This window comes from Streptosporangium roseum DSM 43021 (assembly GCF_000024865.1).
Classification (GTDB): Bacteria; Actinomycetota; Actinomycetes; order Streptosporangiales; family Streptosporangiaceae; genus Streptosporangium; species Streptosporangium roseum.
Genome location: NC_013595.1, coordinates 2,885,931 through 2,903,735 on the forward strand (window position 1 = coordinate 2,885,931; position 17,805 = coordinate 2,903,735).

General features: G+C 71.8%; 15 protein-coding genes. 11 read left to right on the forward strand and 4 right to left on the reverse strand.

The window, feature by feature from the left end:
- Positions 1–92 precede the first annotated feature (92 nt).
- A complete protein-coding gene (locus SROS_RS12830) occupies positions 93–1,253 on the reverse strand; it encodes a bifunctional adenosylcobinamide kinase/adenosylcobinamide-phosphate guanylyltransferase (protein ID WP_043651920.1) in 1,161 nt (386 codons plus the stop codon).
- A 373-nt stretch (positions 1,254–1,626) separates the two neighbouring features.
- Here SROS_RS12830 and SROS_RS12835 point away from each other — a divergent pair, with 373 nt between their 5' ends.
- On the forward strand, positions 1,627–1,833 hold the full coding sequence (locus SROS_RS12835; protein ID WP_012889363.1) for a hypothetical protein: 207 nt from the start codon (positions 1,627–1,629) through the stop codon (positions 1,831–1,833).
- A gap of 85 nt (positions 1,834–1,918) precedes the next feature.
- Here SROS_RS12835 and SROS_RS12840 read toward each other — a convergent pair whose 3' ends face one another.
- The gene (locus SROS_RS12840; protein ID WP_012889364.1) at positions 1,919–2,917 is read right to left on the reverse strand and encodes an aldo/keto reductase family protein; all 999 of its coding nucleotides are present in this window, start codon (positions 2,915–2,917) and stop codon (positions 1,919–1,921) included.
- Between the two features lie 56 nt (positions 2,918–2,973).
- Here SROS_RS12840 and SROS_RS53840 point away from each other — a divergent pair, with 56 nt between their 5' ends.
- The gene (locus tag SROS_RS53840; protein ID WP_148269058.1) at positions 2,974–4,248 is read left to right on the forward strand and encodes an SMI1/KNR4 family protein; all 1,275 of its coding nucleotides are present in this window, start codon (positions 2,974–2,976) and stop codon (positions 4,246–4,248) included.
- 192 nt (positions 4,249–4,440) lie between these two features.
- Here the strand turns inward: SROS_RS53840 and SROS_RS12850 are convergent, their stop codons facing one another.
- Positions 4,441–5,049: a DUF3043 domain-containing protein gene (locus SROS_RS12850; RefSeq protein ID WP_012889366.1), complete on the reverse strand. Its 609-nt coding sequence runs from the start codon at positions 5,047–5,049 to the stop codon at positions 4,441–4,443.
- A 146-nt stretch (positions 5,050–5,195) separates the two neighbouring features.
- On the opposite strand from SROS_RS12850, the gene SROS_RS12855 reads away from it, so the two are divergent.
- The 8 genes from SROS_RS12855 (at position 5,196) to SROS_RS12895 (ending at position 15,948) form a co-directional block, all read left to right on the forward strand.
- Positions 5,196–6,020: a PspA/IM30 family protein gene (locus tag SROS_RS12855; RefSeq protein ID WP_012889367.1), complete on the forward strand. Its 825-nt coding sequence runs from the start codon at positions 5,196–5,198 to the stop codon at positions 6,018–6,020.
- Positions 6,017–6,295: a PspA-associated protein PspAA gene (gene pspAA / locus SROS_RS12860; protein ID WP_012889368.1), complete on the forward strand. Its 279-nt coding sequence runs from the start codon at positions 6,017–6,019 to the stop codon at positions 6,293–6,295. The genes SROS_RS12855 and pspAA overlap by 4 nt, the downstream gene beginning before the upstream one ends.
- A gap of 9 nt (positions 6,296–6,304) precedes the next feature.
- Positions 6,305–7,210, forward strand: coding sequence for a zinc metalloprotease HtpX (gene htpX / locus SROS_RS12865; protein ID WP_012889369.1), 906 nt, complete (start codon positions 6,305–6,307; stop codon positions 7,208–7,210).
- A 4-nt stretch (positions 7,211–7,214) separates the two neighbouring features.
- Positions 7,215–7,784 carry a PspA-associated protein PspAB gene (pspAB, locus tag SROS_RS12870; protein WP_012889370.1) on the forward strand — a complete coding sequence of 190 codons (570 nt, stop codon included), beginning with the start codon at positions 7,215–7,217 and terminating at the stop codon, positions 7,782–7,784.
- Between the two features lie 4 nt (positions 7,785–7,788).
- Entirely contained in the window at positions 7,789–9,228 is a 1,440-nt protein-coding gene (locus tag SROS_RS47345) for an alpha/beta fold hydrolase (RefSeq protein WP_012889371.1), read from the forward strand.
- 41 nt (positions 9,229–9,269) lie between these two features.
- On the forward strand, positions 9,270–12,566 hold the full coding sequence (gene lysX, locus SROS_RS12885) for a bifunctional lysylphosphatidylglycerol synthetase/lysine--tRNA ligase LysX (RefSeq protein WP_012889372.1): 3,297 nt from the start codon (positions 9,270–9,272) through the stop codon (positions 12,564–12,566).
- Between the two features lie 66 nt (positions 12,567–12,632).
- Positions 12,633–15,077: a serine/threonine protein kinase gene (locus SROS_RS52855; protein ID WP_012889373.1), complete on the forward strand. Its 2,445-nt coding sequence runs from the start codon at positions 12,633–12,635 to the stop codon at positions 15,075–15,077.
- Positions 15,078–15,216: 139 nt separating this feature from the next.
- On the forward strand, positions 15,217–15,948 hold the full coding sequence (locus SROS_RS12895; protein WP_012889374.1) for an SIMPL domain-containing protein: 732 nt from the start codon (positions 15,217–15,219) through the stop codon (positions 15,946–15,948).
- A 143-nt stretch (positions 15,949–16,091) separates the two neighbouring features.
- On the opposite strand, the gene nadA is transcribed toward SROS_RS12895, so the two are convergent.
- Positions 16,092–17,246: a quinolinate synthase NadA gene (nadA, locus tag SROS_RS12900; protein WP_012889375.1), complete on the reverse strand. Its 1,155-nt coding sequence runs from the start codon at positions 17,244–17,246 to the stop codon at positions 16,092–16,094.
- A 193-nt stretch (positions 17,247–17,439) separates the two neighbouring features.
- On the opposite strand from nadA, the gene erpA reads away from it, so the two are divergent.
- On the forward strand, positions 17,440–17,793 hold the full coding sequence (gene erpA / locus SROS_RS12905; RefSeq protein ID WP_012889376.1) for an iron-sulfur cluster insertion protein ErpA: 354 nt from the start codon (positions 17,440–17,442) through the stop codon (positions 17,791–17,793).
- Positions 17,794–17,805 lie beyond the last annotated feature (12 nt).

Consider the following 17,805-nt stretch of genomic DNA (forward strand, 5'->3'; position numbering starts at 1 on the left):
GGAGGGGCGGGGGTCGGTCGGGGGATGGCTGGGGTGTCGCTCTGCGTCCGGCCGGAAGGCGGGGGCTGTGCCTGGCCGGACGGGCAGGGCGGTCAGATGGGCAGGGGGAGGAGGCGGCCGGCCACCACCAGGGCGACGTCCTCCGATTCGAGGGCCAGCCGCTGGTTGAGGCGGCCGAGGACGTCGCGGAACATTCGGCCACTGGAGGTGGCGGGCACCACGCCGAGCCCGACCTCGTCGGAGACCGCGACGACCTGGGCGCGGGCCTGCCGCCAGGCGGCGACCAGTTCGTCGCACCGGGCCGTGACCGCGTCCCGGCCGTCCCCGCCCGACCAGGCGTCGCACTCGTCGAAGACCGCGGCGACCCAGGTGCCGAGTCCGTCGATAAGCATCGGGGCCTCGGCGGTCCGGAGCAGTCCGGCCAGGTCGGTGGTCTCGGCCGTGCCCCAGTGAGCCGGCCGGCGGTCACGGTGCGTCTGGACCCGGCGGGTCCATTCGTCGTCGTCGCCGCCGGACGGCCCGGTCGCGACATAGAGGACCTCGGGCTCGCCCGCCAGCCGGAGTTCGGCCTCGGCCGACTTTCCCGAGCGCGTCCCACCCAGCAGCAGGGTCCGCCGCGGTTGCGGGACCCGGCCTGGGACGGGTTCGCCGGTGTCGAGGACCGTCCCGTCCGGTACGGCCCGCACCCTCCACAGCGCCGCCCGCCGTGCCAGTTCCGCCTCCGTCGGCACCCGATGGTCGATGTCCACGGCCACGACGTGGGTCCGCTCGCCGACCACGCCTCGGCGGCGCAGGTCTCCCAGCCGCTCCGGCCGGTCCAGCACGTCGATCAGCACCAGATCGCAGGCGGGCCGCCCGTCCTCCGCGCGCGCCGGGACCCGCCGCACTCCGCGCTCGCCGTACGGGTCCACCGGGGGATGGGCGTCACGGGAGTCGGGGGAAGGGGCGCCATGGGAGTCCGGGGAAGGGGTGTCGTGGGAGGCCGGAGGCTGCGGGGAGTGGGAGACGGCTGGGGCCGGGGCCGCGTAGAGAACCCGCTCCCCGCCAGGGGTGGTGAGGGTCAGACCGTCCGGGCCGGTGGAGACCCGGTGGCCGGGCGGGAGCGGGCCGGTGAGCGGGAGCCGTACGGAGCCGGTGAGGGTGACTTCGGTGGGGCGGCGGTGGCCGGAGGCGAGGCGCCCGCAGGAGGCGCACCCGCAGCCCGGGACAGGCCAGCCGGGGCCCGCCGCCGTGCCGGAGATCAGGACTTTCACGGCCTCAGGGTAGGCGCACCCGGCCTGACCGGCCGACGGCGGGCACACCGCCCACCTGGGCAGGAGAGGCGCAGTCTGCCTGGGGAAGGGGCAAGGTGCTACGGACGAAGGCCGCCGCGATGGCCGGAGGGGCCGTCCATGTGGGGGAGGGTGTTGCCTGTCCGGTGGGGGTGCTCCGTGTGCCTGGGGGATGCCTGACAGGGGTCTGGTAGGGGGCGTCGGGTCATCCGGGGGCGGGCGGGCATGGCGGGGGAGAGGTGTGGCCCGGGGGTGATGGACGCGCGTCTGCGTCCGTCCGCCCTCATGCTTGGGGATGTAGGGTTCGCTGAGCCGTCGGAGGCACCGGCAGAACCTGCGACAAGGAGCGTGTGACATGACCTGGCACTGGCGCTATGAGAACGCGAACGGCGGGCTGGTGACCGAGGGGGTTGTGCCGCCCGAAACGTTCCCGAGTCAGGCGGACGCGGAGTCGTGGCTCGGTGAGAGCTGGCGTGAGCTGCTGGAAGCCGGTGTGGAGAGGGTCACTCTGCTTGAGGACGACCGGGTCGAATACGCGAAGATGTCACTGCGTCCTGAATGAAACGCTGCGTCCCGAATGAATGAGAAAACCCCGTGAGCCGCCATTTTTGGAATGGCGACTCACGGGGTTTCGTCTGTCCGGACGGCTACGGGCGCTTCTCGGGGCTGACGGTCTTGGCGGGGTCGCGCTCGACCACCGGGCCGAGAACGTCGTCGATCTTCTTCAGCACCTCGGCGTCCAGCTTCACCCCGGAGGCCTTGACGTTGTCGCGGACCTGCTCCGGCTTGGTCGCCCCGATGATGGCGGAGGCCACGTTCGGGTTCTGCAGCACCCACGCCACCGCGAGCTGGGCCATGCTCAGACCGAGGTCGGCGGCGATCGGCTTCAGGTCCTGGACGCGGGTGAGCACGTCGTCGTTCAGCATCCGGGAGATGAAGCCGCCTCCGGCCGGGTCGGTGGCCCGGGAGCCGGCGGGCGGCGGCTGGCCCGGCAGATACTTGCCGGTCAGCACGCCCTGGGCGATCGGGGACCAGACGACCTGGCTGAGGCCCTCCTTCTCGGACAGCGGCACGACCTCGGCCTCGATGACCCGCCACAGCATCGAGTACTGCGGCTGGTTGGAGACCAGGCGGTCGAAGCCCATCTCGTCGGCGATCTTCAGGGCCCGGGCGATCTGGTCGGCGTTCCACTCGCTGACGCCGACGTAGAGGACCTTGCCTTGGCGTACGAGGTCGTCGAAGGTCTTGAGGGTCTCCTCAAGGGGCGTCTCGTTGTCGAAGCGGTGGGCCTGGTACAGGTCGACGTAGTCGGTCTGCAGGCGGCGCAGCGAGCCGTGAATGGACTCGGTGACGTGCTTGCGGGAGAGGCCGCGGTCGTTGGGGCCGGCACCCGTGGGCCAGTAGACCTTGGTGAAGATCTCCAGAGACTCGCGGCGGACGCCCTTCAGAGCGCGGCCGAGCACCTCCTCCGCCTTGGTGCCCGCGTACACGTCGGCGGTGTCGAAGGTGGTGATCCCCTCGTCGAGCGCCGCCCGCACGCATTCCCGGGCGGCGTCCTCTTCTACCTGGGAACCATGAGTGATCCAGTTGCCGTAGCTGATCTCACTGACCATGAGGCCGCTACGGCCAAGGTGGCGGAATTCCATGCTTCCGACCCTAGTAGGTGTCATGCGACAGACCGATTCGGGATACTCTGCCCGGCGTGTTGCGGTTGATCACTTCTCGATGGGTACGGCTCGCGCTCGTGGCCGCCGCGGTGGCGGCGATCGTCGTGGCGGTCCTGCGCCTGCGCAGGTCTCCGACCCTCCCCGGTGCCGCCCTCCGCACGGAGATCGCTCCCGGGCCCGGAGCCGCCCCCCGATCCGAGGCCGAGGCCGTACCGGCCCTCTCACCGCAGTGGCCCCCGGCCCCGATTCTCGGCACCCCCACCGCCGACGATCTCAAGCACTACGCCACCGGGGCCTACATCCCCCGCTTCCTCACCGGGGCGCCCCCGTCGAGAGCGCCCCTGGACGACGCCACCCGGCGCCGCCTGACCCGCTGGGGCGCCGTCGCGGTGGCGCTGTGCCTGCTGGTCCTCGCCGCCCAGGTCCTGGAGACCTCGACGTTCTCCAAGGACGAGACCACGGCGTCCTCCCAGGGGGAGGAGTACACCGAGGAGCACTTCCTCGGCGCGGGCAACCTTGACGTGCTCGACGGCCGCGACTGCATACCCGCCTCCCCGGGGCCGGACGGATGGTCCGCCGTCTGCAAGAAGGAGGCGGAGCCGGAGAGGGCGGGTTCCGGAGGCGGCGAGAACGCCCCCACATTCCAGGACCTCGTCCCTGCCCCCGAGGAGCAGGTGGAGGGGCCCGACACGGACTGCGCGCCGGTGGTGCGGACCCCGGCGGCGCGGAAGGTGAGCCCGAGGGTCACCCGGGCGGTGAACCGGCAGTGGGCGCGGATCGAGAGGTGGCTGAAGGCGAACGCCCCCGCGAGCCGCCGCACGCTCAGGGGGCCCGCCAGGGCCCGGACGATCGCGGTCGCGGAGGCCCAGATGGGCCTGCGCTTCCCCAACGACCTGCGTGCCTCCCTGCTGCGGCACAACGGCGCCGCGGCCGTGGGCGGGACCTGGCCGTTCGGCTTCCTGTCCAACGGCTTCCTCGGCGTCCGCGAGATCCGCGACACCTGGCGGGGGCTGTGCGAGGTCGACGGAGAGAGTGAGGGCTCCGACCCGCGTACGGAGTGGTGGGACGGGCGCATGATCCCGTTCGGCTCCGACGGGAGCGGCAACCATCTGGTGGTCGACTCGGTCAGGCGCGACGTGGGGGAGACCGACCACGAGGGCCAGATGAGCTTCACGCTCGGCGGGGTCCCGATCCGCTCGCACTACGCCCTGCTCAAGGCGGTCGCCGACGCGATGGAGACCGGCGGCGCCGTCGGCTACTGGAAGCCCGGGGTGACCGAGGGCGAGCTCGACTGGGACGTCGTGGACTGAGGCCGCGGCACGGCTCCCGCCGGAGTCGACCCCGCAAAGGCCTGGAAGTCGACCCCGCAAAGGTCCGGAAAGGAAGCAAGGCCCGGAGTCCGGAAAGGAAGCAAGGCCCGGACAAGGAAGAGCCGGGGCCGACCCCGGAAAGGCCCGGAAAGGAAGAGCCCCGTCCCCCAGCGGAGGACGGGGCCCGGACGCCTACTTCTTCGCCGGGACGGGCTTGCCGCCGGGGAGGAAGGCGGGCGGCGGGAAGCGCAGCTTGCGGATCTGCAGCGCGCGCATGGCGGCGTAGAAGCCGACGCCCTTGACACTCTCGCCGGGGAACTTCTCGGTCACGAGCTTCTTGACCTTCCAGGACACCCAGACCGAGGTGAACAGCACGCCGACCATCATGATCGGCCAGCCGATCGTGATGACGGCGGCGTAGATGTACTGCCGGGTCTCGCCGGGGAAGGGGACCCAGGTGAGCAGCAGGATCAGCAGCGAGAACGGCAGGAAGTACTGGCTGATGATCCGGCGGGAGTCCACCCAGTCACGGGCGAACTTGCGTGCCGGGCCCCGGTCGCGCGCCGGGAAGTAGCGCTCGTCGCCGCGCATCATGCCCTCGCGCGCCTTGACGCGGTCGTTGGCCTGGCGTTCGCGGAGCTGCTTGTAGGCCTCTTTGCGGTTCTGGGGGGCGTTCACCGGCTGGCGGCGACGGCCTTCGGCGTCCCGGCGCTTGGGTGTGGGACGCCCCTTGCCCGCAGGCTTAGGATCGTTAGCGGAGACGGGGGAGTCGTCCGCGGTGGTCTGGGTACGTCGGAACACATCGTCAGCCTACCGGGACTGCAACTTAGTGACGCCCTCGTGCGTTATGCGTAGGGTGAACCTAGGTGGCTCCGGAGCTTTCTATGGGGGGCTGGAATCACTGGGGTGACCCGAAGCGCATTTGAAGAAGGGGACGGCCGACGCGCATGAGCGTGATGAAGAGACTTTCCATGATCTTCAAGTCCAAGGCCAACAACGCCTTGGACAAGATGGAGGATCCACGCGAAACCCTGGACTACTCCTACCAGCGTCAGTTGGAGTTGTTGCAGAAGGTGCGCCGGGGTGTGGCCGACGTCGCCACCTCGCGCAAGCGGGTGGAGTTGCAGATCAACCAGATCGAGGCCCAGTCGCGCAAGCTTGAGGAGCAGGGCCGCAAGGCGCTGGGCGTCGGCCGCGAGGACCTCGCCCGCGAGGCGCTGACCCGCCGGTCGAGCCTGCAGACCCAGATCGCCGACCTCCGCGTCCAGCACGACAACCTGCAGGGCGAGGAGGAGAAGCTCACCACCGCCTCGCACCGGCTGCAGGCCAAGGTCGACTCCTTCCGCACCCGCAAGGAGACGATCAAGGCGACCTACACCGCGGCCGAGGCGCAGACGCGGATCAACGAGGCCTTCTCCGGCATCTCCGAGGAGATGGGCGACGTCGGCCTGGCGATCCAGCGCGCCGAGGACAAGACGGCCTCGATGCAGGCCCGCGCGGGCGCCATCGACGAGCTGCTGGCCAGTGGTGCGCTCGACGACTTCAGCGGGCAGCGCGGCGACGACATCCAGGCCGAGCTGGACCGCATGGGCGGTGGCCAGGACGTGGAGCTGGAGATCGCCCGGATGAAGGCCGAGCTCGGGCAGGGCTCCGCGCCCAAGAGCGCGATCGAGTCCGGAGCACCCCAGCAGCAGCCCCAGCCCCAGCCCCAGCAGCAGCCCCAGCAGTCCCCCCAGACCCAGCAGTACCGTCAGCCGGGGGAGGGGCTGTGATCGTTCGCATCATGGGCGAGGGCCAGACCGAGATCGATCCCGGTGACCTCGGGGTTCTCAACGCCCTGGACGGTGAGCTGGAGGCGGCGATCGAGGCCGGCGACGAGGAGGCCTTCCGGGCCCGCCTGCACGACCTGCTGGACAAGGTCCGCCATGTCGGCAAGGCGCTCCCGGACGACAGCCTGGAGTCCTCGGAGCTGATTTTGCCTCCGGCCGACGCTTCCATGGAAGAAGTGCGGGAGATGCTCGGCGATGAGGGGCTGATTCCCGGATAGTTTGGGCATATGGCACACACCCGGTTCGCCCCGGACCGGGGCCTGACCAGTCGCATGGTTCTGACCATGTTCCTGCTCGGACTGCTGTACGTCGTCTTCGTGAGCGTGCTGATCACGCTGGGCGTCCGGACGATCCTGGTGCTGCTCATAGCCGGCGGCACCCTGCTGGTGCAGTACTTCATGTCCGATCGCATCGCGCTGTTCGCGATGCACGGACGTGAGGTCACCCCGGAGCAGGCCCCAGAGCTGCACGGCATGATCGACCGTCTCTCCGCCATGGCCGACATGCCCAAGCCGCGGGTGGCGATCGCCGATTCGGACGTCCCGAACGCGTTCGCCACCGGCCGCAACCAGAAGAAGGCCGTGGTGTGCGTGACCACCGGCCTGCTGCGCCGCCTGGAGCGGGCCGAGCTTGAGGGCGTGCTCGCCCATGAGATGTCCCACGTCGCCCACCGCGACGTCGCCGTGATGACCGTCGCCTCGTTCCTCGGCATCGTCGCCGGGCTCATGACCAGGGTCGCGCTCTACAGCGGCCTGGGCGGGCGTGCCCGCGACGACCGCGGCGGCCTGCCGATCGGCCTGATCATCATGCTGGTCTCCGCCCTGGTGTACGGGGTCAGTTTCCTGCTCACCCGCGCCCTGTCGCGCTACCGCGAGCTGGCCGCCGACCGCGCCGGAGCGCTGCTCACCCAGCGTCCCTCCGTCCTGGCCAGCGCGCTCGTCAAGATCAGCGGTGAGATGGCCCGCATCCCGACCAGGGACCTGCGCGAGGCCGAGCCGTTCAACGCCTTCTTCTTCGTCCCCGCGCTGTCCGGCGGCACGAGCCTGGCCACGCTGTTCGCGACCCATCCGCCGCTGAACCGGCGCCTGGAACAGCTCGCCAGGATCTCGGCCCAGCTCGGGCAGGGGGTGTGACCCGGTGAAGTGGTGGGACGCGCTGCTGGGCCGTACCGAACCGGTGAAGCCGGACCTGGACGCGCTGTTCGCGCTGCCGTCGGCGGCGGTGACCCTGCAGGCCGCGACCGGGCTGGCGCCGACCGGGACGGGGTCGGTCTGCTTCCGCTCGGCCGAGGGCGGGGCCTTCGCCGAGCTGGAGCGTGACGTCACCCAGCTGCTCGCCACCGGCGGCGGCCCGCCGGTGGAGGAGTCCAAGGACGCCTACGGCTACACCTGGCTGCTGGTGCGCCGCACGCCCGAGCAGGTCGGCGACCTGGTCACCGATCTGCACGCGGTCAACTCCTCCCTTGAGGCGGCGGGTTTCGGCCCCTCCCTGCTCTGCTCCCTGGTCGTGTTCGCCGACGAGTCCGCCCGCAAGCTCGCCCTGGTCTACCTCTACAAGCGGGGCACCTTCTACCCGTTCGCGCCGCTGTCGGGTCAGCACAGGGACAACGCGCTGGAGCTTCAGGTGCGTGCCGCGATCGAGGGGGAGCTCCCGATCGAGCCCGACCTCAGCCGCTGGTTCCCCCTGTGGGGCGCTCCCGGGCTCTAGAGCGATGCGCGCCCGGCGGAGGCTGACCTGGTTCGCGGCCTGCGGGTTCGTCATCGCGGGCCTGTGCTACAGCGCCTGGCTGCCGGCGCAGTTCCTCAACCCCGGGATCGGCGGGCCGGACGCGTACGTCAGCGAGCTGGCGGCGGCCGACCAGCCGTGGTCGTGGCTGGTGCGGGCCGCCGACGTGGTCGCCGGGATCGCCTGCCTGGCCGCGGTGGCCCTGGTCCCCGACGAGCGTCCCGGCCGGTGGGGCGCGGCCGGCTGGCTCGGTCTCGCGCTGCTGGGCGGGATGACGGTTCTGGACAGCGGCCTGTTCCCGCTGGACTGCGCCGCGCTGAGCGACCCCGTATGCGCGGCCGCCGAGGCGGCGGGGCGGGTCTCGCCGTCCCACCGGATCCATACGGCGACCAGCGCCCTGGCGTCCGCGGGAGCGATGATCAGCCTCGTGGCGCTGCCGGTGAGCGCGCTGCGGCGGCGCAGGTGGCCGCTCATCGGGTACGGCGGGGCGGTGCTGGCCGTGCTCATGGCCGTCGCCACGGTGTGGACCCTGGCGGCCATCGCGTCCGGCGCCCCGGTGGGGCTCGCGCAGCGGTTCCAGGTCGCGGTCATCGGGCTCTGGCTGCTGTTGCCGGGGGTCGCGCTGTGGCGCGACCGGACGATGGCGGCCCCGCCGAAGTCGCACGTCCTGCTGGAGGGGGCCGGGACGCCGCCGGTGCTGATCTGCGCGGGAATGGCGGGAGCGTGGTTCCACTGGGACCGGGTCGCCGCCGACCTCAGCCGCGACCACGCGGTGATCCGGTTCGACCGGCCGGGCCTGGGCCTCAGCTCCGGCCACCGCAGGCCGCCCACGCTGCGCGAGGAGGCGGATCGGATCGGCGCGCTCGCGGGGGTGCCGGCGGTGGTGGTGGGGCACTCGGCGGCGGGCCGGCACGCGGAGGCCTTCGCCCGGCTCCACCCCGGGCGGGTGGCGGGGCTGGTGCTGGTCGACCCCAGCTGCGAGTCCGCGGTGCGGCCCCGCGGCGCGGCGCGCGCGGCGGCCGTGCGCGCCGTACAGCGTGCCCTTCCCGCGCTGGGCGGCACGTTCGGCGCGACCGCCGTCGCCTGCCTGGCGCTGCCCTTCGCGCACCGCCTCCTCATGGGAGCGCACGACCGCGCCCGTGCCGTGTACGGCAGGGGCCGGGTCCTGGCCGCCGCGACGGCCGAGTGGCTCGCCTATCCGGACATGACCGCCGAGCTCGATGAGCTGCGCGGGACCCATCCCTTCCCGGAGATCCCCGTCGTCATCCTCAGCGCCGGTCCGGAGGACCGCTGCCACCACGACCTCGCCGAGCTCCTCGACGCCAAGCTGATCTCCCTGCCCGGCACCGGGCACGAGGTCCAGCTCGAAAGTCCCGAGGCGATCACCGAGGCGGTCCGGATGATTAGCAGATTTCACGATACGTAGCCGGGTATACGACCTGAGTAGCGATCACCTCGGGGGTGATGATGGCATCTCGGCTGAAGGACCGGCGCTGGACGGCGACGGTGCCCCGGGCGCTGGGCGTGTTCTTCGCGGTGCTGGCGGCCTATTCGGCGCTCATCGCGCTCGTCGGGCCGGTCCGGAGGCTGCTGCGGCCGGCCACCGACGTGATCAGCACCAGCGTCTTCTCGGTCGAGGCGAACCTCGGCTACGCGGTGTTCCTGGCGATCCTCGCCGGGGCACTCTCCCGCCACAAGCGCGCGGCGTACTGGCTGCTGGTGGTGCTGCTGTCGCTGACCCTCCTGCTCGACGTGCTCCTGCTGCCCCTGGTCTACCTCTTCGGCGACAGCGCCTTCCGGGGGCGCGAGTCCACCTGGCTCCTGGCCACCGGCGCCGTCAACCTGGTCTTCGTCACCGGCCTGCTGACCGTGCTGGTGCTCGCGCGCCGCGAGTTCTACGCCAAGGTGCAGCGCGGCGCCTTCCGCAAGGCGCTGCTCACCCTCGCCCTCCTGTTCGCGGTGTCCTTCGGCGTCGCCTACCTGCTGGTCACGCTCTTCCCCGGCACGCTGGAGCCGCGGGGCAGGTTCGCCTGGGCGCTGGAGAAGTCACTGGGCGGCGCCGTCACCCTCGACCTCGACCGGGTCGGGCACCCGCCCGCCTGGGTCGGCTTCGTCGTGGGCCTGCTGACCGCCGTCGCGATCCTCTCCGCCTTCATGGTCCTTTTCCGCTCCCAGCAGGCCAGCGCCGAGCTGCCCCCGGACGAGGAGGCCGGGGTGCGCGCGCTGCTGGCCGCCACGGGAGAGCGCGACTCGCTCGGATACTTCGCCACCCGCAGGGACCGGACCGCGATCTTCTCCCCCAGCGGCAAGGCGGCCGTCTCCTACCGGGTGGTCGCCGGGGTCAGCCTGGCCGGCGGCGACCCGATCGGAGACGTGGAGGCGTGGGAACCGGCCATCCGGACATGGATGGACCAGGCCGGGGAGTACGGCTGGACCCCGGCGGCCATCGGGGCGAGCGAGGAGGGCGCCAGGGCCTACAACCGGGCCGGGCTGCGGGTCCTGCAGCTCGGTGACGAGGCCGTGATCGAGGTCGCCCGCTTCACCCTGTCCGGCCGGGAGATGCGCGGCGTGCGGCAGGCGGTCAACCGGGTCGAGCGGGCCGGATACACCCTGCGCGTCCGGCGGCACGAGGAGCTGACCCCCCAGGAGATGCGCCGGATCATCGACCGGGCCGAGGCGTGGCGGGACACCGAGGCCGAACGCGGCTTCTCCATGGCGCTGGGACGCCTGGGCGACCCGGCGGACGGCAGGTGCGTGCTGGTCGAGGCGCTCGGGCCGGACGGCGGCCACGCCGCGCTGCTGTCGTTCGTGCCGTGGGGCGAGCACGGCCTCTCCCTGGACCTGATGCGCCGCGACCGCGAGGCCGACAACGGCCTGACGGAGTTCATGGTCTCCGGCCTCGTCAGGCAGGCGCCCACGCTGGGCGTGGAGCGCGTCTCGCTGAACTTCGCGGTCTTCCGGGCCGCCTTCGAGGAGGGCGCGAGGATCGGCGCCGGGCCGGTGCTGCGGGCCTGGCGGGGGATGCTGCTGTTCTTCTCCCGCTGGTGGCAGCTGGAGTCGCTGTACCGGTCGAACGTGAAGTACCGCCCCGACTGGGTGCCGCGCTACCTCGCCTACGAGGACGGCCGGGACCTGCCCAAGGTCGGCCTCGCCTCGGTGATCGCCGAAGGCTTCCTGGGGCACGCGCCGAGCCTGCCCACCCTGTTGCGGCGTGGGGAGGGCCCGGCCCGCCCGGCGGTGGAGCCCCCCGCGGCGGCCCGTGCGGCCCTCGCGCCGGAGCCGGGCGAGAGCGGGGGGCGGGGCCCCGCCGTACCGGAACAGGTCAGGGTCCGGCTCGCCAAACTGGACCGGATCCGGGCCGGGGGCGGCGACCCCTACCCGGTGGGCTACCCGCGCACCCACACCGCCGCCGAGGTACGGCGGGCCCATCCCGGCCGGGCCGCCGACCTGCGGACCGGGGAGCGGGTGGCGGTGGCCGGAAGGGTGATGCTGGTCCGCGACCACGGCGGGCTGCTGTTCGCCACGGTCGCCGACTGGACCGGGACCCTCCAGCTCATGATCACCAAGGCCGCGGGGCTGGAGCGCTGGCGCGACACGGTGGACCTGGGCGACCACGTCGGCTGCGTCGGCGAGGTCGTCACCACCAGGACCGGGGAGCTGTCGGTGCTCGCAGAGGAGTGGGCGACGACCGCCAAGTGCCTGCGCCCGCCGCCCGGCAGGCGGCGCGGCGCGCCCGGCCAGGAGACGCGGGCCGGGCGGCGTCACCCCGGCCCGGTGACCGATCCCGAGGCCCGCGAGACGCTGCGGATCAGGGGGGCGGTCCTGCACGGCCTCCGCGACTCCCTGGTGCGGCGGGGCTTCCTGGAGGTCGAGACGCCGATCCTGCAGCCCGTCCACGGGGGCGCCTGCGCACGGCCGTTCGTCACCCACATGAACGCCTACGACATGCGGCTCTACCTGAGGATCGCGCCGGAGCTGCACCTCAAGCGGCTGTGCGTGGGCGGGGCGGAGCGGGTCTTCGAGCTCGGCCGGACCTTCCGCAACGAGGGGGTCTCCTACAAGCACAACCCGGAGTTCACGATGCTGGAGGCCTACCAGGCCTACGCGGACTACCGGACGATGCTGGAGCTGGCCCGCGAGCTGGTCCAGGAGGCGGCCATCGCGGCGTTCGGCGCGCCGGTGATCCGCAGGCACGGGCAGGAGATTGACATCTCCGGCGTCTGGCGGACGGTCGGGGTCAACGAGGCCGTCTCGGAGGCGGCGGGGGAGCAGGTGACCGTGGACACCTCCGTCCAGGAGCTCCGCAAGCTGGCCGACCGGCTGGCGGTGCCGTACCACCCGAGGTGGGGGCGGGGCGCGATGCTCCTGGAGCTGTACGAGCGGCTGGTGGAGGAGCGGACCGCCGGGCCGGTCTTCTACACCGACTTCCCGTCGGAGGTGTCCCCGCTCACCCGGCCGCACCGCCAGGACCCCAGGCTGGCCGAGCGGTGGGACCTGGTCGCCTACGGCGTCGAGCTCGGCACCGCCTACTCCGAGCTGGTCGACCCGGTCGAGCAGCGCCGCCGCCTGACCGAGCAGTCGCTGCTGGCCGCCGCCGGGGACCCGGAGGCGATGGAGCTGGATGAGGACTTCCTGCGCACGCTGGAGTACGCCATGCCGCCCACCGGCGGCCTCGGTATCGGAGTGGACCGGCTCATCATGTTGCTGACCGGGAAGTCGATCAGGCAGACCCTGTCCTTCCCGCTGGCGCGGCCCCGGGGGTGATGCACTGACTGTGACCATTTGCCCTCACAATGGACCGTAAAAAGTCCTTAAAGGGAGGGTGTGGCTATGCCGGACCTCGCGTCCTTGCGGCCTGGGGATCCCGAGCGGGTGCGGGAGTACCAGCTCACCGCGCGGCTCGGCGAGGGCGGGCAGGGGACGGTGTTTCTCGGCGTGTCGCCCACGGGTGCCCGCGTCGCGGTCAAGCTGCTCCGCGCCGACCTCGCCCAGGACGAGGAGGCGCTGGAGCGTTTCGTCCGCGAGGTCAGCACGACCCAGCGGGTCGCGCCGTTCTGCACCGCCGCGGTCATCGACACCGGCGTCGACCAGCACCGGCCCTACATCGTCAGCGAATACATCGACGGCCCGACGCTGGACGCCGTCGTGGCAGGCGAGGGGCCGCGCGAGGGCTCGGCCCTGCACCGCCTGGCGATCGGCACGGTGACCGCGCTCGTCGCGATCCACCAGGCCGGGATCGTGCACCGCGACTTCAAGCCCTCCAACGTGCTGCTCGCCCCCGACGGCCCCCGGGTGATCGACTTCGGCATCGCCAAGGCGCTCGACCGGACCTCCACGCTGACCGCGATGGCGATCGGCACCCCCTCCTACATGACCCCCGAGCAGCTCGCGGGAGAGACCGCCGGCTCACCCGCCGACATGTTCGCCTGGGGCTGCACGATGGTCTTCGCGGCCACCGGCCAGCCGCCGTTCGGCACCGACAGCCTCCCCGCGATCTTCAACCGGATCATGAACATGGAGCCCGACCTGCGGGCGATCACCGATCCGGCCCTGCGTGACCTGGTGGGGCAGTGCCTGTCCAAGGACGCCGCCCTGCGGCCCACGGCGGGGGAGGCGCTGCTGCGGCTGCTGGGCCACGCCGGCGGCGCGCCGGGCGTGCCGGCACCCACCGCGCCCCGCGGCATCCTCGCGGAGGGCTCGGCGGCGGCCGCGCAGCAGACGGGCCCCGGCTCCGGCGGCCAGGCCCCTGCCCAGCACCCCGGTGCGGGGCAGGGCGGCCATCCGTGGCAGACCGGGCCGGACGGCTATCCCCAGACCGGGCCGGGCCGGGCCCATCCCCACCAGACCGGCCCCGGAGGGTATCCGCAGCAGGGGCCGGGTAACCCGCACCCTCTGCAGACAGGTCCGGGAGGGCACCCGCAGGCCGGGCCGGGCTACCCGCAGCGGCAGACCGGGCCGGACGGCTACCCCCAGACCGGCCCCGGGGGCTACCCGCAGCAGGCCCACCACCAGCAGGGGCCGGGCTACCCGCAGCAGGCGGACGGCTACCTCCGGGGCGGGCCGGATGGCTACCCGCAGCAGGCGGCCCCGCAGCCCTACGGCAGCCCCGCGACCTACCCCTCCCGCGGCGCCTCGCCGTACCCGGGGCAGGGGCCGGAGCCCAGGAGCGGGCGCAAGGTCTGGGTGGCGGTCGGCGCGGGGCTCGCGGTCACGCTCGTCGCGGCCGTGGGGATCACGCTGGCGCTGCGCGGCACCACGCCCGACCCGATCGTGTCCACCCACGCGGGCAGCACCTACCCGCCCGCCACCTCCCGGCCCGGCGACTCCACCCCCCAGGCCGGCGACCCCACCGCCACCCCCACCTCGGCGGTCTCCGTCCCGCCCCAGGCGACCAGGACGATCAAGCTTCCCGGCAGCTCGATCACGCTCCACGAGAGCGAGGACGACCCGATCAAGCTGAGCGCCTACAGCCTCGACTGGGACAAGAACCTCTACGTCCGCGCCCCCGGCGGGAGCTTCGCCAAGAACGGCAAGTACTTCCAGTACACGACGAACGCCTCCGGCACCCATGCGCTGGCCACCGACAAGGTCTACGACAAGAACAACTACGCCGTCGTCTCCGTCGTCGACCGGCGGTCGGGGTCGGTGAGCAAGATCAAGATCACCAAGGCGCCGGTCTACCCGACCCTGCCGCAGTGGTCCCCGGACGGCAGGCGGGGCCTGGTGACGCTGTACGAGGCGGTCGGCGACACCAGCAAGGAGTACGGCTACGCGGTCATCGACATCGCCAGGAAGAAGGCCGCCATCGTCCGCGTCAAGGAGAAGGACGCGGGCACCTGGAGCTACTTCTGGCGAGGGGACGGCCGGGCGGTCGGCACCTGGGCGCTGGCCGGCAAGACCCAGCGCATCCGTTTCTACGACCTGCAGGGCACCGTGCTGCAGACCCTGCTGGACGTCGGAACCCCGGTCACCGTGGAGGGCGACGACATCTCCCCGTCGGGCACGCTGCTCATGACGTACTGCAAGGGGACCGAGCGGGAGATCTGCATCTGGTCCACCGCCGCCGACGCCGAGGCCCGGGTCAGGATCCCGTTCGCGACCAAACGGCTCATCGGCTGGTACGACGACCAGCACATCGCCGGCTGGCGGCGCAAGGGCACCGGCTACGAGGCGGTAGTGATCGACTTTCGGGGGCAGGTGAAGCGGGTGCTGGCCACCAGCACCGACGCCAAGGAGTACGAGAAGCAGTTCATGCGCTTCACCCGGGAGGGCTGACGCGAGGGAGTGGACCCACGCCGAACACGCCGGGCTGCTCGCCCGGTGGCGGGAGCGCGCGGTGATCTGAAGTTCAAGATATGACAGGGCACACCGGCGGCTCCCCGCCGCCGTCGACGCCCCGTGATGCCATGCACCTATGATCAAGATTCCTCGCACCGTGGCCCTGGCCGCGCTCGTCACCCTGGGCATGTTCGGCGGGATCGCGTCCGCCGACTCCGGTTCCGGCTCCGGCTCCGGTTCCGCGAAGGTGACGGTGAACGACAACCAGTCGCAGATCACGGTCGTGGGGGAGGGGAACCTGTCCTCCGTCCCCGACGTCATGCACCTGAACGCCGGCGTCGAAGTGCGCCGTGCCTCCGCGAGCGCGGCCTTCGCCGACGCGCGCAAGGCCGCCGCCAAGCTGACCGAGGCGCTGCTCGGCGCCGGGATCGCGGCCAAGGATCTGCAGACCAACGAACTGTCCCTCGGTCCCGTGTACGACGACTACCCCGTCGTCGCCGGATATCGGGCGGCACAGGGCGTCGAGGCCGTGGTGCGCGACATCGACTCCGCCGACAAGGTGATCGACGCGGTGGCCGCGGTCGGGGAGGAGGCCCGGCTGAACGGCGTCTCCTTCGAGGTGTCCGACACCCGCAAGGTGCTCAGGGCCGCGCGTGACGCGGCCTTCGAGGACGCCCGGGCACGCGCCGAGCAGTACGCCAGGCTGGCCGGTGACGAGCTGGGCCGCATCGTGTCGATCAGCGAGGAGGGGGTCACACCGCCCTCGCCGGTCGCGTTCGGCGGCGCGATGATGGCCGACAAGGCCTCCGTCAGTCCCGGGCAGCAGACCGTCTCGGTCCACATCCGGGTGGTCTACGAGCTGCGGTAGTCGCTTCCGTCAGGAGAGTCCCGCCCGCACGGCCCGCCCGTGCGGGATCCCCCGCACCCGGCCCGGGTACGGGGGATCCGCGCGAACGGGACGGGCCCCGGCGGTCGCAGCGCGCCGGGGCCCGTCCCGTGGAGGGATCCGGATCAGGGCAGGGCCAGCATCCGGTCCAGCGCCACCTTGGCCCAGTGGGTGGTGTCCTCGTCCACCGTGATCTGGTTGACGACCTGACCGGCCGCCAGGGACTCCAGCGCCCACACCAGGTGCGGCAGGTCGATCCGGTTCATCGTCGAGCAGTAGCAGACGGTCCGGTCCAGGAACGTCACGTGCTTGTCGGGGAACATCTGCCCCAGCCGCTTGACCAGGTTCAGCTCGGTGCCCACCGCCCAGGACGACCCGGCCGGAGCCTCTTCGAGCTTCTTGATGATGTATTCGGTCGAGCCGACGTGGTCGGCCTTGGTGACCACCTCGTGCCTGCACTCGGGGTGCACCAGCACGTTGACGCCGGGGATCCGCGCGCGGACGTCGTCCACGCACTCGGGGGTGAAGCGGCCGTGCACCGAGCAGTGGCCCTTCCACAGGATCATCTTGGCGTTCGCGAGCTGCTCGGCGGTCAGCCCGCCGTTCGGCCGGTGCGGGTTGTAGACGACGCACTCGTCCAGCGAGAGGCCCATCTCCAGCACCGCGGTGTTGCGTCCCAGGTGCTGGTCGGGCAGGAACAGCACCTTCTCGCCGCGGGAGAAGGCCCAGTCGAGGGCGCGCCTGGCGTTGGAGGAGGTGCACACGGCGCCGCCGTTGCGCCCGCAGAACGCCTTGATGTCGGCGCTGGAGTTCATGTAGGTGACCGGGACCGTGACGCCCGCGATCCCGGCGTCCTCCAGTGCCTCCCAGCACTCCTCGACCTGGTCGAACGTGGCCATGTCGGCCATCGAGCAGCCGGCCGCGAGGTCGGGCAGCACGACCCGCTGCGAGTCGCCGGTGAGGATGTCGGCGGACTCGGCCATGAAGTGCACGCCGCAGAAGACGATGTACTCGGCGTCCGGCCGGGCCGCCGCCTCCCGGGCGAGTTTGAAGGAGTCGCCGGTCACGTCGGCGAACTGGATGACCTCGTCACGCTGGTAGTGGTGCCCCAGCACGAAGACCCGGTCGCCGAGCGCGGCCTTGGCCCGCCTGGCGCGCTCCACCAGCGCCGGGTCGGAGGCGGACGGCAACTCGCCAGGGCAGTCGACACCGCGCTCGCTGTGCGGGTCGGTCCCCCTGCCGAGGACGAAGAGCGGAAGCCCGGTCTCGGTGGTCGTCACGACCACACCCCCTTATCGTCGAACTGACGACTAATCATGACACACACCGGTGGTCGCTTTATTCCGGGGTCACGGGGGTAGTTCGGGGCTGAGGAATGTGTAGCTGCCAGCGGGTGTTGGTAGCGTCTAAGAAGGACGTCAAAACAGACAGCCGTTCCGATCGGGCGGTTGACGCAGACGCGGGAGTCACCACATGTCGGTTGAGAGCAGCGAGACCACGGCGCAGGGTCTGATCCTTAGTGACGCGGCCTCCGCCAAGGTCAAGAGCCTGCTGGAGCAGCAGGGCGAGGAAGGCCTCCAGCTGCGCGTGGCCGTGCAGCCGGGTGGCTGTTCGGGCCTCCGCTACCAGCTCTTCTTCGACGATCGTTCCATGGACGGCGACATCGTCACGGACTTCAACGGTGTCAGCGTGGTCACCGACCGGATGAGCGCGCCCTACCTCGTGGGTGCCACGGTCGACTTCGTCGACACGATCGAGAAGCAGGGCTTCACGATCGACAACCCGAACGCCACGGGTTCGTGCGCCTGCGGCGACTCGTTCAACTAGGCGGCGGCGCGG